This window comes from Sorangium sp. So ce1335, from assembly GCF_051521615.1.
Lineage (GTDB): Bacteria > Myxococcota_A > Polyangia > Polyangiales > Polyangiaceae > Sorangium.
The window spans coordinates 5,824,787-5,841,242 of the sequence record NZ_CP150363.1 but is presented as its reverse complement, the minus strand read 5'-3'; the positions used below and the strand labels follow the sequence as shown (position 1 = coordinate 5,841,242).

Below are 16,456 nucleotides of genomic sequence, written 5' to 3'. Positions count from 1 at the left end.
TTTGTGCTTCGCGTCGTGCTCGCCGGCAGCGCCCGGTCACCCCCGTGTCCGTCACAGGCCACGCCTGGGGGCACGTCGCTGCAGGGCGGATTCCCAGCGGGAGTACCGCGCGCTACGGAGCGAGCCGCCGACGAGGAGGGGCATCATGACCAGGATGGAGCGATGTTGGATGGCAGCCTTCGGGCTCATCATGACGACGGCGGCGTGTGCGTCGAGCGATACCCCCGGCGCCGGCACGAAGGCCGAACGCATCGAACGGGCGCCAACGCCAGAGAACGAATTCACTCCAGCGGAGCTCGAGACGACGGTCGATAATCTCATTGCCAAGGTCAATGAGGGCACGCTCGAGCCGATGCAGATGGTGGTCCTGCTGAAGAACCTCTCCGCCTTCTTCGCGCCGATCGCCACGGGGGCGAACCGAGCGATGAGCGAGCTCGACGTCACGGGAAACGTGCTCGGGCCCACTGACCAGTCGACCGACACGACGACATCACAGGACATCCAGAATCAGCAGATCGCGCAGGCGGTGGCGGACGGCGTCGAAGGGATCGGCATCTCGCCCTACGGTGACATCAATAGAGCCGCGATGGATGCGGCCGTCGAGAACGGGGTCCACGTGGTGACGCTCGACGGCGACGTGCCGACCTCGACGCGCTCGCTCTACGTCGGAACGCTCAACAAATCTGCGGGAGCCACCGCAGCGAAGACCTTGCTCGCGATGCTGCCTCAGCCGCCAGGCACCGTGCTCATCCACGGCGCCGCCGGAGCGGTCTGGGTGGACGGGTACAATCGAACGCGGGGGGCCGTGGAGGAGATCGAGAACGCCGGTTACACGCCGCTGGTGAGCGACGCCGTCTACCACGCCGACGAGGCCGTCGACGTCGACGCGATGAAATCCCGGATCGAGGCCGCTGACCCGCCCGTCATCGGTATGGTCGGCCTGTTCAATATCTCATACCGGTGCGTGATGGGCGCCGACGCCGCGGGCATACCGGATGTCCCCATCGTCGCGTTCGACTTCGATCCGAAGACCGTCGAGTACATGCGCCAGGGGCGCATCCAGGCAACACACACCCAGCGGCAGTACTATCAGGGTTACCTCGTGCCCTACATCCTCTACGGCATCGAGACCCTCGGTCTCGACGGGACCAAGGAGATCCTCGCCCCGCTGATGGACGGCGATAGCACGGTCAACACCGGCATCGACACGGTGCCGTCGGACAAGATCGACGAGTACAACGATTTCCTCGACACGATCGGCGCAATTCAGTAGCGGCGCCGCGGATCGAGGAGACGCGCCTGGACGGCAAGGCCGTCGGCACACCCTGGCACACCTGCGGGTCCGGCCCGCGCCTATTCCCGCGGATTTACTGCTCTCTCGTCCTGGTACGCGGGATGCAACTCACGGGCCGGCCGCTGGATGTGTGCCAGCGCCTTCGGGAGGACTGGACTTATGCGCGTACGCTTCAATGCACCCCACCGACGCTGGAGCTCCCCCCACGTGCTCGCCGCGCTGGCGCTCGCGGGCGCGCTCGCGGGGGCTTGCTCCTCCGACGAGGCGCCGCCGGTGGTCGTCGGCCGCCCAGATCAGCCGCAGAACGGCCTGATCGCTGTCGATGAAGCGAAGCTGCGAGGCTCGATCGAGGGGGGCGACCTGCGCCTCCAGATCCCCGTGCGCAACCTGACCGCCGGCGCGACCCGGGGCCACCTTCGCGTCACGCTCGTCGACATCGACGCCGACAGGGAGCTCGGCGCGACAGAGATCGACGTCGCCGTCGCGAGCTCGGCCGCCGCGACAGCGGAGGCGCGCCTCGAGGCGCCTTCCGTGAGCGCCCAGCCGGGGCTCGCGCGGTACCTCGTCCGCATCGACGACGGGTCGGACGCGGGCCTGCTCGTGACGCGGAGCCTGCTCCGCGTGATCCCGCCCTACGACGCGCACCTCGAGGGGCCGGCGCGCGTCGTGCGCGGGCGCGCCGCGAGCTACCGCGTGCGCGCGACGGACGCGATCACCCACGAGGCGGTGCCCGACGTGGAGGTCGAGCTCTCGGTGGGCGAGGGGGACTCGGCGCGGCAGCTCCGCGGGACGACCGACGCGCTGGGCGCCGCGGTGTTCGAGGTGGAGCCCGGCGCCCTCGGCGAGCTCCCCGTCTCGGCGCGGGCCGAGGGCTTCGGCGTTCGCGCGCTCATCGACGAGAGCGTCACCGTCGAGGGCCCGGGCCCGAAGCTGCTCCTCACCACCGACAAGCCGCTCTACAAGCCCGGTCAGACGATCCACCTCCGCGGGCTCGCGCTCGCGCGGGGGGACAACGCGCCGCTCGCCCGCGCGTCGGTCACGTTCGAGGTGGAGGACGGCAAGGGCAACAAGATCTTCAAGAAGCCCGTCACGACCGACGCGTTCGGCGTCGCCGCAACGACGTTCCAGATAGGCTCCATCGTGAACGTCGGCGACTTCAAGGTGCGCCTCGTGAGCGGCGAGATCACGACCGAGAAGACCGTCAGCGTGGGGCAGTACGCGCTCCCGAAGTTCGAGGTCGCCGTGCGGACCGACAGGCCCTGGTACGGCCCGGGCGACACGCTGACGGGCACCATCGACGCGCGCTATTTCTTCGGCAAGAAGGTCGCCGGCGGCAGCGTCACCATCGAGGCGGCGTCGCTCGACGTCGGTCAGACGACGTTCGAGCGCATCATGGGCGCGCTCGACGCGGAGGGCCATTACGGGTTCACCCTGACGCTGCCGCACAGCCTCGCGGGCCTTCCGCTCGAGCAGGGCGACGCCGCGGTGACGCTCACCGTCACCGTCGCGGACACGGCAGGTCAGGAGGTCACCAAGGCGATCCCGGTGAAGGTCGCCGCGGACGCGGCCTCTGTCGTGCTCGTGCCCGAGGCGCGCGAGCTCGTCCCCGGGGTCCCGAACACCTTGCTGCTCTTCGTCACCGACCCGCTGGGCGAGCCCCTCGCCGACATCGACGCGACCATCGAGGCGCCGGACGGCACGCCGCTCACCGCGCGCACGGACGCGTTCGGCCAGGCCGCGGTCACCTTCACCCCGCCGATCGGCGCGACGGGCACCGCCTTCACGGTCCGGGCCAGGGTGGGTGATCGGACGGTGCACCAGGCGTTCTCGTTCGCGGCGCAGACGGGCGGCGAGCACCTGATCGTGCGCACCGACCGCGCCGTGTACGAGGCGGGCGAGACGATCGAGGTCGTCATCGAGTCGAGCGAGGAGACCGGCAGCGTCTACGTCGACTGGCTCAACGACGGTCAGGCCGTCGACATGCGGTCGCTCGAGCTGGAGGGCGGGCGCGCCCGCTTCAGCATGCCCGTCGACGCCGGGCTGCTCGGCAGCAACCGGGTCGAGGCGTACATCGTGGACGACGACGGCAACCTCGTCCGCTCGGGCCGCACGGTCTTCGCGCGCGGCGACTCGGCGCTCAGCATCGAGGTCGACGCCGACAAGCCGCTGTACGCGCCGGGCGAGACGGCGACGCTGCGGCTCTCGGTCAAGGACGACGCGGGCAACCCGAAGGTCGCGGCGGTCGGCGTGCAGGTGGTCGATCAGGCCGTCTTCGCGCTCGTCGACGCCCAGCCCGGGCTGCTCCGCACCTACTTCGAGCTGGAGGACGGGTTCGCGAAGCCGAGCTACCAGATCCGCGGCCCGGCGGCGAACCTCCAGAACCTGCTGTTCAGCGCGACGGCGAGCGACGATCCCGAGCAGGCCGAGGCCGCCCAGCGCACGACGCAGGCGTCGCTCGCCGCGCTCGCCGGCACGTCGGTCACCGGCCTCCAGGCGCGCACCTGGCCCGCCGTGCTGGCGAAGGTGCAGGAGCAGCTCGCGGCGTTCCACGCGCGCCAGAAGGGCGCGCTCCGGCCCGCGCTCGCGGAGGCCACGGCGAGCGCGGTGGGGGACCTCGAGGCGCTCGGCTGCAAGCCGAACGAGTACTACTGCACGGCGGGGCAGAGCCCGTACCTCGACATGCTCGGGAAGCGGACCGGCGAGCGCTTCGAGGCCTATGACGTGTGGGGCAACGCGTACGAGGTGGTCTCCAGCCAGAGCGGGTTCTCGCTGCGATCGTCGGGGCCCGACGAGGTGGCGCAGACGCAGGACGACGCGACGCTCGCGTTCACGTTCGACGACCTCGGGGTCAACGTGCAGCAGTGGTGGGCAGGAGGAGACCCCGCCGCCGGCGATGGCGAGTGGGACAACGGCGCCTCGGCCGGCGCGGGCGGCGGCGCCGGCACGGGAGGCCCGCCGAGCGAGGGGAGCGGCGAGGGCGGGCCGCGCGTCCGGCGCGAGTTCCCGGAGACCCTGTACGTCAACCCGAGCGTGATCACGAGCGCCGACGGCACAGCGACGCTGAGCATCCCGCTCGCGGACAGCATCACCGAGTGGCGGCTCTCGGCGCTGGCGAACTCGGCCGACGGCAAGCTCGGCGGCGTGCAGAGCGGCTTCAAGGTGTTCCAGGACTTCTTCGTCGACGTGAACTTCCCGGCCACGCTGACGCGGGGCGATGAGGTGGAGTTCCCGATCGCCGTCTACAACTACCTGGAGACGCCGCAGACCGTCGCCCTGACGCTCGAGCCCGGGAGCTGGTACACGGCGCTCGGCGCGACGTCGACGCAGGTGGACCTCGCGCCGGGCGAGGTGCGCGGCGTCCGCTTCCCGGTGCGCGTGGACACCGTCGGCGTCAACTCGCTCACGGTCACGGCGCGGGGCACGGACGGCGCGGACGCCGTGGCGCGCACCGTGCGCGTGGTCCCGGACGGCAAGCCGTTCGCCGAGAGCCAGTCCGGCATGCTCGAGCCGGGCAGCGTCACCCATGCGCTGGCCTTCCCCGAGGGCACGGTCGCCGGCTCGCACCAGCTCTATCTCGAGGTCTACCCCGCGTTCCTGTCGCAGGTCGTGAGCGGGATGGACAGCATGCTCCAGGTCCCGAATGGCTGCTTCGAGCAGACGACCTCCACGACCTGGCCCAACGTGCTCGTCACGCAGTACATGAAGCAGACGGGCCAGATCACCCCGGAGATCCAGATGAAGGCCGAGTCGCTGATCTCGGCGGGCTACCAGCGCCTGCTCACCTTCGAGCACTCGGGCGGCGGCTTCTCCTGGTTCGGCGAGCAGGACGGGCACCCGTACCTGTCGGTCACGGCGTTCGGCGTGATGGAGTTCGCCGACATGATCAAGGTGCACGCCGTCGACGAGGCGATGCTCGCCCGCACGATCGCCTGGCTCGCCGGGCAGCAGAAGTCGGACGGCACGTGGGAGGGCGACCAGACGGAGTTCTTCAGCTTCCACACGGGCACGCTCCGCAACAGCGCCTTCGTGCTCTGGGCGCTCGCGAGCGCGGGGTACACGGGGCCCCAGGTCGCGACGGCGCTCGCCTACCTGGGCAGGGCCGTGCAGCCGGCCACCGACGACCTGTACACGCTGGCGATCGTCGCCAACGCGCTCGCCGTGGCCGACCCCTCCGGCGCGCTGACGGATCGGGTGCTCGACGCGCTGGACGACCGCAAGACGGTGGATGGGGATGTGATCTTCTGGGATGACGGCGGCACGCAGACGTCGTTCTACGAGTACGGCAACGACGCGAAGGTCACGACCACCGCGCTCGCGGCGCACGCGCTGCTCTCGGCGGGCGCTCACCGGGCGAGCGCCGACGGGGGCGTGAAGTTCCTGACGCAGTCGAAGGACGCGGGTGGCAACTTCGGCTCCACCCAGGCGACGATCTGGAGCCTGCGCACGCTGCTCCTCGCGGCGAGCAAGGGGACCGAGGGCGCGACGGGCTCGCTGACCGTCGCCGTCGACGGCGAGCCGATGGGCACGGTCTCGCTGCGCGAGGACCAGGCCGACGTCATGACCACGGTCGATCTCACGCGCCTCGCGACCACGGGCGCGCACGAGGTCGCGCTCGCCTTCGAGGGGCAGGGGAAGCTCAGCTACAACCTGGTGAGCCGCCACAACGTGCCGTGGAGCGCGGCGCCGAGCGACGGGGGCGGGCCGCTCGCCGTCAGCGTGAGCTACGACAAGACGTCGCTCCACGTGAACGACATCGTGACCGCGACGGTGGGCGTCAAGAACACGACCGACGCGGCGCAGAACATGATCCTCGTGACGGTCGGGCTCCCGCCCGGCTTCCAGGTCCTGACCGAGGATCTCCAGGCGTACGTCGCCGCGGGCGCGCTCTCGAGGTTCGAGATCACGGGCAAGCAGCTCATCCTGTACGTGAAGGAGCTCGCCGCCGGCAGCGCGACCGGCTTCACGTACCGGCTGCAGGCGACCATGCCGGTGAAGGCGGAGGACGGCGGCGCCGAGGCGCACCCGTATTACCAGCCGGAGCAGCAGAGCTTCGCCGGCGCGCAGACCCTGCAGGTCGTCGGCGAGTGATCGGCTGAGCCGGCGGGCGCGCTGGCCGCGGGGTGCGGCCAGCGCGGCAGCGCTGCAGCCCCTTCAGATCACGGGCAGGTGATGCGCCAGGCGTCGAGATCGAGCCGCTTGATCAGCGTCGACAGCCCGAGCGGCTTCGTGGCGGCGCAGACGGCGCTCGCCTCCGACGCGTCGACGTACTCCGCGTGGAAGACAGCCTTTCCGGCGCGGATGAACGGCGTGAGCATGTCGCACTCGTCGTAGGCGTAGCACTCCTCGTTGAGCGCCCAGTCGAAGCTGCCCACGAGGTCTTTCACCTGATCGAGATCGTTCTTCAGCCCGATGGACAGCCCGCGCGCGTGCGCCTCGGCGGCCAGGAAGCGGTTGTAGTCGAGCTGCGTCGCCGCGGTCAGCGGGAAGCCGGGGTTGTTCTGGTAGCCGTCGACGTTGTCCGGCTCCACGCCGTCGCAGCGCTTTCGCGCCGCCAGATCGAGCCGCGCCTTCATGATGTCGCGCACGGCGGCGCTGCGGGTGTCGAGCCACCGCTCGCCCGGCCACCCGTCGAGCGCGTTGCCGAGCGCCGCGGCGGGGAACGTCGACGCGTCGCTGCGCCAGTCCTCGTAGCTCCCGCCGCTGAAGTAACAGACAACCTTCTTCCCGGCCGCGCGGAGCGCGTCGATCGTCGCCTGCGGGGTGTCGAAGAGGTCGATATCGTACATGGCGACATCGAGGCTCGTGTCGATGGTGCCCGTGAGCTGCCATTGCCACGTCGTCCCCGGAGCAGGGACCCAGATGCCGCCGGAGCCGCCGGAGCCGCCGCTGCCGCCGCTGCCGCCGCTGCCGCCGCTGCCGCCGGAGCCGCCGCTGCCGCCGCTGCCGCCGCTGCCGCCGCTGCCGCCGCTGCCGCCGCTGCCGCCGCTGCCGCCGCTGCCGCCGCTGCCGCCGCTGCCGCCGGAGCCCGTGGTGCCGCCGGTGCCCGTGCTGCCCCCGGTGCCGGTGGTGTCGCCTGTCGTGCCCGTGACGACGAGCTGGTCGAGCATCGAGCTGTCGCCGGAGCTGCTCGTCGCATACCGGATCTTGAGGGCGCCGCCCGACACGAAGCGCTGATACGGCGCGGGCAGGCTCAGGCTCGCGCTCGTCCACGACCAGTCGCCGGCGAACGCGTTGTCGCCGACGGGGACCCAGGCGCCGGCGGCCGCGTCCCACGCCTCGAACGTCCAGCGCATGTCCGCCTTCCTCGGGCCGCGGTAGTTCACGCCGAGCGCGAGCGACGCGACCGCCGCCGCCGAGGTGCCCGCGGGCAGCGCGTACTCGCACGTGGCGCTCGTGCGGGGCGCGAACTCGACGTACCTGTTCCACTGGTCCTGCTCGCCCGTGAGCTCCGCCGTCGCGAGCGCCGCGGCCGTCTGGCCCGCGCCGATGCGGCCCCGGCTCACCGTCAGCTTCGAGCACGTCATCGTGAACCCGCCGGTGACAGCGTCCCCGCTCGCCCCCGAGGCGACCTCCGCGCCGGCGTCCGCGTCCGCGCTGCACCCCGCGGCCGCGATCGTCGCTGTCGCGCACACGAGGGCATGGCGCAGGGCGCTGCGGATCGAGCGGGCGGTCTCCGGTCGGCTGGAATACGTCATGGCATCTGCTCCTGTGGTGTTCCTTGAAGGTTCGTCGGCAAGTGAAGCGCGGCGCACGTCGGCGCGACGCGCCTCGACGCGCGTCGGTCCCCGCGATGGTTCCGCGCGATCGACGCCTCTCGAGGCGTGTCGGTCGCCGCGGCGGCTCCCGGCGACGGCGGCTCCCGCCTCGTCTCCGTGCGCGCCGAGGACGCAGTGCAAGCCGGGGACCAGCGCGCGCGCCCCGCGTTTCCCGCGGCCCGCGCGGCGCCGTTGCTGCGGGTTGCGCAAGCATCGTACAGTTGCGCAACCTTCGAGCGGCATGGCAGAGCGAGATCCCCGTCGACAGGCAGCCCCTCCCGGGGTGGAGCCGCCGCCCGTCGGGGCCGAGGTCGCCACCGAGCTGGACGCCGCGGAGGGCGCGCCCGGCGAGCGCGCGCCCGAGGGCCAGGCCTCGCTCATCGTGCGCGCCGGCGACGGCGCGGCGCGCGTCATCGACCTCGCCGACGGCGACGTCGTCGCGATCGGCCGCGCGCCCGAGTCCACGATCTGCCTCGACGACGCGCGCGTCTCGCGCAACCACGCGCGCCTCGCGCGGCGCGGCCGCGCCCTCGTGCTCGCCGACCTCGGCAGCCGCAACGGCACCTCGGTGAACGGCGCCGTCGTGCGCGGGGCCGAGCGGCCCCTCGCCGGCGGCGACGTGATCCGCGTCGGCCCGGCCGACATCGTCGTCGCGATCGCCGCGCCCGCGCCCGTCGCGGCGGCGCCGCCGCCGGGGTCCGCGCCGGCGGCGCGGGAGGGCCAGGACGGCCCGTCGTCCGGGCTCGGCGCCGGCTTCGTCGTCGCGGACGAGGCGATGGTGAAGGTCTTCCAGGTGGTGCAGCGCCTCGCGCGCGCCCAGACGACGGTGCTCGTCCTCGGCGAGACGGGCGCGGGCAAGGAGGTCGTCTCCGAGCAGATCCACCGCGCCAGCCCGCGCGCCGGCGGCCCGTTCGTGCGGCTCAGCTGCGCGGCGCTCCCCGAGACGCTGCTCGAGAGCGAGCTGTTCGGCCACGAGAAGGCCGCGTTCACCGGGGCGGATCGCCGAAAGATCGGCTATTTCGAGGCGGCGCAAGGCGGCACGCTGCTGCTCGACGAGATCGGCGAGCTGCCGCTCGCCATGCAGGCCAAGCTGCTGCGCGTGCTCGAGACCCGGCGCATGGCGCGGATCGGCGGCACGCAGGAGATCGAGCTCGACGTGCGCGTCGTGTGCGCGACGCACCGGGACCTCCAGGCCGAGGTGGCGGCCGGGCGGTTCCGGCAGGATCTCTACTACCGCATCAGCACGTTCGTCCTGCGCGTCCCGCCGCTGCGCGAGCGGCGCGCCGAGATCGCGCTGCTCGCGCACCGCTTCGCGCACCAGGTCGCCGAGCGGATGGGCGAGCCCGCGCCGCGGTTCGCGCCGGCCGCGATGCTGGTGCTCGAGGCGCACGCGTGGCCCGGCAACCTGCGCGAGCTGCGCAACGCGGTCGAGCACGCCGTGGTGCTCGCCGAGGGCGGCGTCATCGAGGTCGAGCACCTGCCCGCGTCCGTGGCCGGGGGCGACGCGGCGCCGCTCAGCGCCGGCCCGCCGCCCAGCGCGGGCGCGCCGGTCAGCGAGGGCGGGCCGATGCCGGCGCGCCTCGCGGAGCTGGAGAAGAAGAGCATCGAGGAGGCGCTCGCCGCCGAGGGGAACAACCAGACGCGCGCGGCGAAGCGGCTCGGCATCTCGCGGCGCGCGCTGCTCTACAAGCTGGACAAGTACAACCTCCGGCGGTGAGCGCGGGCCGGATGGCCAACCTGCTCACGCGCGCCGACGCGTCACGCCCGGGCCACGCCCCTCCGGCCGCGCCGCCGGAGCCCAAGGGACGCCGCGACCAGCGCTGCAAGCGCGAGGTGCTCTCCGGACGGAGCGCCAGTCGCCGCGCGGCAGGCACAACCGGCCGCGTCGCTCGATTGCCCGCCGGAGGTCCCCCCCGACGACGCCTGGCCGGACGTCATGGGGTCCGGGGGCGCCCCACCCGTACCGACCGTGGACCCTCCGCCGGAGCCGGCGCCGGCGCCGACGCCACCGCCACCGCCACCGCCGCTGCCGCTGCCGCTGCCGCTGCTCGTGCTCCCGGCCGCGCCACCCCCGCCGACCCCCGCGCCCCCGATGGGCGAGAACTGCCAGGAGTTCACGTTGAAGAGGTACCCATCACCGCCGGTGAAGACCAGGACCAGGTCGTGTACGCCGGTGGCGCCGTCGACCTCACACGACGTATCGCTCCACTCCTGCCAGTCCCCCGTCGCCTCGACAGCGCAGGTTCCCACGAGCGTGCCGTCGGGCGCGTCCAGGCGGAGCTCGATGGTGCCTCCCTCCGCGGCGCTCGCGACGCGCGCGCTGAAGCTCTCTGCCCCTTCGCCGAAGTCGACGCCGCGGAGACGCACCCAGTCTCCGTCGTCGATGTTGGCGAGGTTCATCCCGCCCTCCGCGCAGGGCTCGGTCTCGATGCCGCGCTGCGCGTTGAAGGTCTCGGCCTCGACGCGCGCGTAGGGGTCGAGGTGCCCGACCTGTTTGAGCCCGTCCGTCGTGTAGGTCACTGGCACGATCGAGCCGTCGTCCTTGTAGGTGAACGACTCGAGCGCGAGGCTCCGGCGATAGCCCGTGGGCTCTCCGGCGTCGGTGGCGACCGCGCGGTTGTGGTAGGCGTGGTACCACGTGCCGCCAAACTCGAAGATGGCCGCGTGGTTGTTGTTGTTGTTCTTCGGCGGCTGGGGCCCCACGGTGCCGCGGTGAGTGAAGCCGGACGTGGGGCTCGTGCTCGTCAGGTAGTCGATCCGCAGGCCGTTGTCCGGGTTCGTCGAGTACGACAGGTAGTAAACGCCGTCGCGCTTGTGCATCCAGGCGGCCTCGAAGAAGTACGGGATGGTGATCGCGGTGGCCGAGCCCGAGACGCTCACCATGTCGTCATTGAGCTTGATGACGCGCGCGTTCTGCTCTCCGTTGCCGCCGAAGTAGAGGTACGCCTGGCCGTCGTCGTCGACGAAGACGCCCGGATCGAACAGCCACATGTTGGGGCCTGAGGCGCCGGGGGTGCTCGAGGTGATCAGGGCGCTGCCCCTCGGGTCGGTGAACGGTCCGGTCGGGCTGTCGCTCGAGGCGACGCCGATACCTGATCCGTTGTTGCCGAAGTACATGTAGATGGTGCCGTCGCGCTCCACCATCGCCGGGGCCCACGAGTTGCTCGCCCAGGAGACGTCACGGGGCACGCGCATCACTTCCCCGTGGTCGGTCCAGTTCTTCAGGTCGCTGCTCGAGACGGCCACGATCGAGGCCATCAAATAGCCGTCGTCCGAGCCGTCCGCCTTGACGTTGTCGTCGTCGTTCGAGCAGTAGAGATAGACGCGCCCGTCGTACACGAGCGAGGCCGGGTCGGCGAGGTAGCGGTGCGAGGCGATGGGGTAATCGGCCAGCGCGGGAGGGCTCGCGAGGAGCCCGACGAGGACGCTCGCGCCCCCACACAAGGCCGCTCGCGCCGTTCTTCTCGTTGAAACCATGTTTGCCCGATCGGTTGAATGTAGTCTCAAGACGGGTCCCCCTGGCGATGTTCGGGACGACGAGCCGGTCATCGAAGAGGTCGGTGACCCGCAACGTCTGGTCGGCAATCGGTCGACACTGTGTGATTCAGGCGCAGCCGGAATCGTGCGCTCGCGCGATCTCGCGGCAGCGCGAAGCAAGAGGATCTTCGCATTTGTGAACGTTCACGCGGCCGGTGTCAACCCCGATCGGAGGGCGCACGACGCCACGGCGCGGGCCACCGTGGCCCACGCGGGGACCGCCGCCGGCCGTCGCTGCGCTCGGGACGCCGGGTGGTGCGGTACTTACCGCAGATAGGCCGCAGAGGATCGAACCGCCAAGACGCCAGGGACGCCATGGGCGCCAAATAATTGATGTTTCTTGGCGTCCTTGGCGCCTTGGCGGTTCCCCGAGTCCCGCACGTTTGGCCAAAGTACCGCACTACCGGACGCCGCGCGGCCGGCCCCGGGCTCGCCGGCGTCCTCCAGAGGGGGCTACGGTCGCCGGCCGGGCGGGCTCATCGGCGCCCGGGCACGGCGGTGCTCTTGCGCAGGATCAGCTCGGCCTCGACGACGACGCGCGACCACGAGCGCTGGCCGCTCTCGATCTGCTCGAGCAGCACGTGGAGGCAGCGGCGCCCGAGCTCGGAGAAGTCCTGGCGCACGGTCGTGAGCGGCGGGGTGAAGTAGGCGGACTCCGGGATGTCGTCGAAGCCGACGATGCTGATGTCGCGCGGCACCTCGCGCCCGTTCTCGTGGAGGAAGCGAAGGAGGCCGAGGGCCATCTGGTCGTTGGCCACGAACACGGCGGTCAGGCCCGGGGTGCGCACGAGCTTCGGGGCGAGCTCGTAGCCGGAGCGGGCGCTCCAGTCGCCGCGCAGGAGAGGGGGGATCTCGGCGCCGGCCGTCTCCAGCGCCCCGCGCCAGCCGTCGATGCGCTGGTCGGCCTCGAGCCAGTCGGGCGGGCCGGCGATGTGCCACACCGTCCGGTGGCCGAGGTCCAGCAGGTGCCGGGTCGCGGCCGCCGCGCCGCCGAGCTGGTCGACGGCGACGACCGGGATCGAGTCGTCCGGCCCGCCCTCGACGGCGACCACCGGGACGTCGGAGTTCAGGTGGCGGAGCGCGTCCACCGCCGACCGCTGCGGGGCGATGACGACGACGCCGTCGGCCCCCTGATCGCAGAGCCGCTGCACGGCGTCCACCACCGGCGCGCGGCTGAGCGACCGGAGGCTGGCGATGCTGACGCCGTAACCGGCGTCGTGCGCCGCCTCCTCGATGCCGTGCAGGGTCGACGCCGGACCGTAGAGCGTCGTGTCGAAGCTGACGACGCCGAGCGTCCTCGACCGCCCGGTGACGAGCGCCTGCGCGACGGAGCTCGGCCTGTAGCCGAGCTGACGGATCGCCTCGAGCACCCGCTCCCTCGTGTCGCGGCGCACGTGCGGGCTGTCGTGAAGGACCCGCGAGACCGTCTGGTACGAGACGCCGGCGAGCTTGGCCACGTCGACCATGCCCGCTGCCCGACGCCCGCCTCTCCTGACGCGGCGCTCCGGAGGAGACCCGCCAACCTTTTCATCCATCGGGGCGCGAGCTTAGTCGCGGGCGGACAGATTGGAATTGACATCCACGTTGTGAACGTTCACATTGCACGTACTGCATCCTTTCGCTCTGACCTGGGTGGGTCGTCATGCGCACCGGGACGTTTGTCATCGGGATCGATTTCGGCACGGACTCCGTTCGCGCGGTGGTCGCGGACGCGGCAAGCGGTGCGCTCGCGGGGGCTTCGGTCGCGCCCTATCCGCGGTGGGCCGAGGGGCGCTACTGCGACCCGCACGCGCACCGGTTCCGCCAGCACCCGCTCGACTACCTGGAGGCCATGGAGACGTCGGTCCGGGCGGCCCTGCGCCAGGCGGGCAGCGACGTCGCCTCGCGGGTACGCGGGATCGCCGTCGACACCACCGGCTCCACGCCGGTCCTTGCCGACGCGAAGGGCAGGCCGCTGGCCCTCTGTCCCGGCTTCGAGGAGGACCCGGACGCGATGTTCCTCCTCTGGAAGGACCACACGGCGGTGGCCGAGGCCGCGCGGATCAACGAGCTCGCCCGGACGTGGGGCGGCGTGGACTACACGAAGTTCTCGGGGGGCGTGTACTCCTCCGAGTGGTTCTGGGCCAAGGTGCTCCACGTCGTCGAGACGAACCCGGCGGTCGCGCGCGCGGCGGTCACGGTCCTGGAGCACTGCGACTGGATCCCCGCGGTCCTGACCGGCACCGACGACCTCGGGCGCATCCGCCGGAGCCGCTGCGCCGCCGGCCACAAGGCGATGTGGCACCCGTCGTTCGACGGCTATCCGTCGAACGACTTCCTGGCGAGGCTCGACCCGCGCCTGCCCGCGCTCAAGGCGACCTTCGGCGCCCAGACGTGGACCGCGGACGCGCCCTTCGGGACGATCTCGCCCGCGTGGGCGGCGAGGCTCGGCGTCCCGGGCGATGTCGTCGTCGCGGTCGGGGCCTTCGACGCCCACATGGGCGCGGTCGGCGGCGACATCCAGCCGCACCACCTGCTCAAGGTCATGGGCACGAGCACGTGCGACATGCTCGTCGTCCCCAGGACGGGCGCGCCGGAGGTGCTCGTCGCCGGGATCTGCGGCCAGGTCGACGGCTCGATCCTCCCGGGCGCGATCGGCTACGAGGCGGGCCAGTCCGCGTTCGGCGACGTGTTCGCGTGGTTCAAGCAGCTCCTCAGCTGGCCGCTCCGCGCCATCCTGCCGGCCCTCCCGGCCGGCGATCCGCTCGGGGAGGCGCTCGCGGACGCGGGCGGCCGCGCGGCGCTGGCCGACGCGATCAGCGAGCGGATCATCCCCGAGCTGGAGAGGGCGGCCGCCGCGGTGCCGCCGGCGCGGAGCTCCGTCCTCGCGCTCGACTGGCTGAACGGGCGGAGGACCCCGGACGCGGACCAGCGGCTCAAGGGCGCCCTCGTCCGCCTCGATCTGGCGACCGACGCGCCGCGGATCTACCGCGCGCTCGTCGAGGGGATCGCCTTCGGATCGCGCGCCATCGTCGAGCGCTTCCGGTCCCAGGGGATCCGCATCGACGGCGTCATCGGCATCGGCGGCGTCGCGCGGAAGAGCCCGTTCACCATGCAGGTCCTCGCGGACGTGCTCGACATGACGGTCGAGGTCCGCGCCGGAGAGCAGCCGGTCGCCCTCGGCGCGGCGATGTTCGCCGCCACGGCCGCCGGGCTGCACGCCACGATCGAGGACGCGCAGCGCGCGATGTCCCCCGGGACCGAGGCCCGCTACCGGCCGGATCCCGCGCGCGCCAGGCTCTATGACGCGCTCTACCGGGACTATGGCGCGATCGGATCGTTCGTGGAGAAGGAGCTGATGCAATGAGTGGAGTCGCCATGAAGGATCTTCGAGAGCGCTTCGAGGTGTGGTTCTTGACCGGCAGCCAGGACCTCTACGGCGAGGAGGCGCTGAAGCAGGTCGCCGAGAACTCGCGGGAGATCGCCGCGTACCTCGACGCGTGCGGGGAGCTGCCGGTCAAGGTGGTCTGGAAGCCGACGCTGAAGAGCCCCGAGGCGATCCTCGCCGTCTGCCGCGAGGCGAGCGCGTCGCCGCGGTGTGCGGGCGTCATCACGTGGATGCACACGTTCTCGCCCGCCAAGATGTGGATCGAGGGGCTCTTGCGCCTGGAGAAGCCGATCGCGCACCTGCACACGCAGCACAACCGCGAGCTCCCCTGGGGCACGATCGACATGGACTTCATGAACCTGAACCAGGCGGCCCACGGGGACCGCGAGTTCGGGTACATCGGCGCGCGCCTGCGCATCGAGCGGAAGGTCGTCGTCGGCCACTGGACGGACAGGGACGTGCTCGCCAAGCTCGACGTCTGGGCGCGCGCCGCCTGCGCCGCCCTCGACGCGCGGCGGCTCAAGATCGCCCGCTTCGGCGGCATGAACATGCGAGAGGTGGCCGTCACCGGCGGCGACCGCGTCGAGGCCCAGGTCAAGCTCGGCTGGTCGGTGAACGGCTACGCCGTGGGCGATCTCGTCGGGCGCATCGCCGAGATCGGCGATGGCGAGGTCGAGCGCCTCGTCGCGGAGTACGAGGACGCGTACACCGTCGTCCCCGCCCTGAGGAAGGGCGGCGCTCGCCACGCCGAGCTGCGCTATGCGGCGCGGCAGGAGGCGGCCCTCCGCTCGTTCCTCGAGGAGGGCGGCTTCGGCGGGTTCACGACGACCTTCGAGGACCTCCACGGGCTCAAGCAGCTCCCCGGCCTCGCGGTGCAGCGGCTCATGGCCGAGGGCTACGGCTTCGGCGCGGAGGGCGACTGGAAGTCGTGCGGCCTCGTGCGCGCCCTGAAGGTCATGGCGACCGGCCTGCGCGGCGGCGTCTCCTTCATGGAGGATTACACCTATCACCTCGTCCCGGGGAAGGAGCGCGTCCTCGGCGCCCACATGCTCGAGATCTGCCCGTCGATCGCCGCGGGCAAGCCGTCGCTCGAGACCCACCCGCTCTCCATCGGCGGCAAGGCGGACCCGTGCCGGCTCGTGTTCGACGCGGGGACCGGGCCCGCCGTGAACGTGGCCATGATCGACATGGGCGGGCGCGTGCGGGTCGTCGCGAGCGAGCTCGAGGCGGTGCCGCCCGACGAGGAGATGCCGAAGCTGCCGGTGGCGCGCGCCGTGTGGATCCCGAAGCCCAACTTCAAGCTCGCGTGCGAGGCCTGGATCCTCGCCGGAGGCGCCCATCACTGCGCGCACAGCCGCGCCGTGACGATGGAGCACGTCGAGGACTTCGCCACCATCGCCGGGGTGGAGCTGGTCCGTATCGGGGAAGGGACCGAGATCCGCGCGCTCAGGAACGAGCTCCGCTGGAACGATCTCGCCTACCGGCTTTCGCACTGAGGAGGCG

General features: G+C 71.8%; 8 protein-coding genes. 5 read left to right on the top strand and 3 right to left on the bottom strand.

The window, feature by feature from the left end; translation table 11 throughout:
* The first annotated feature begins 145 nt into the window (after positions 1–145).
* The gene (locus WMF24_RS21585) at positions 146–1,273 is read left to right on the top strand and encodes a substrate-binding domain-containing protein (protein ID WP_437738314.1); all 1,128 of its coding nucleotides are present in this window, start codon (positions 146–148) and stop codon (positions 1,271–1,273) included.
* A 180-nt stretch (positions 1,274–1,453) separates the two neighbouring features.
* Positions 1,454–6,382 (top strand): MG2 domain-containing protein, encoded by a 4,929-nt coding sequence (locus WMF24_RS21580; protein ID WP_437738313.1) that lies wholly within the window; start codon positions 1,454–1,456, stop codon positions 6,380–6,382.
* 68 nt (positions 6,383–6,450) lie between these two features.
* Here the strand turns inward: WMF24_RS21580 and WMF24_RS21575 are convergent, their stop codons facing one another.
* Positions 6,451–7,989 carry an endo alpha-1,4 polygalactosaminidase gene (locus tag WMF24_RS21575; protein ID WP_437738312.1) on the bottom strand — a complete coding sequence of 513 codons (1,539 nt, stop codon included), beginning with the start codon at positions 7,987–7,989 and terminating at the stop codon, positions 6,451–6,453.
* A gap of 301 nt (positions 7,990–8,290) precedes the next feature.
* Here WMF24_RS21575 and WMF24_RS21570 point away from each other — a divergent pair, with 301 nt between their 5' ends.
* Complete coding sequence (locus WMF24_RS21570; RefSeq protein WP_437738311.1) at positions 8,291–9,766, top strand: sigma 54-interacting transcriptional regulator; 1,476 nt, start codon at positions 8,291–8,293, stop codon at positions 9,764–9,766.
* Positions 9,767–9,807: 41 nt separating this feature from the next.
* Here WMF24_RS21570 and WMF24_RS21565 read toward each other — a convergent pair whose 3' ends face one another.
* Together WMF24_RS21565 and WMF24_RS21560 are read right to left on the bottom strand one after the other, a co-directional pair.
* Positions 9,808–11,493 carry a glycoside hydrolase family 43 protein gene (locus WMF24_RS21565; protein WP_437738310.1) on the bottom strand — a complete coding sequence of 562 codons (1,686 nt, stop codon included), beginning with the start codon at positions 11,491–11,493 and terminating at the stop codon, positions 9,808–9,810.
* A 569-nt stretch (positions 11,494–12,062) separates the two neighbouring features.
* Complete coding sequence (locus tag WMF24_RS21560; RefSeq protein ID WP_437738833.1) at positions 12,063–13,052, bottom strand: LacI family DNA-binding transcriptional regulator; 990 nt, start codon at positions 13,050–13,052, stop codon at positions 12,063–12,065.
* A gap of 176 nt (positions 13,053–13,228) precedes the next feature.
* Between WMF24_RS21560 and WMF24_RS21555 the strand changes: the two genes are divergently transcribed.
* Positions 13,229–14,932, top strand: coding sequence for a ribulokinase (locus WMF24_RS21555; RefSeq protein ID WP_437738309.1), 1,704 nt, complete (start codon positions 13,229–13,231; stop codon positions 14,930–14,932).
* An 11-nt stretch (positions 14,933–14,943) separates the two neighbouring features.
* Positions 14,944–16,449 (top strand): L-arabinose isomerase, encoded by a 1,506-nt coding sequence (araA, locus tag WMF24_RS21550; protein ID WP_437738308.1) that lies wholly within the window; start codon positions 14,944–14,946, stop codon positions 16,447–16,449.
* The last annotated feature ends 7 nt before the right edge of the window (positions 16,450–16,456 follow it).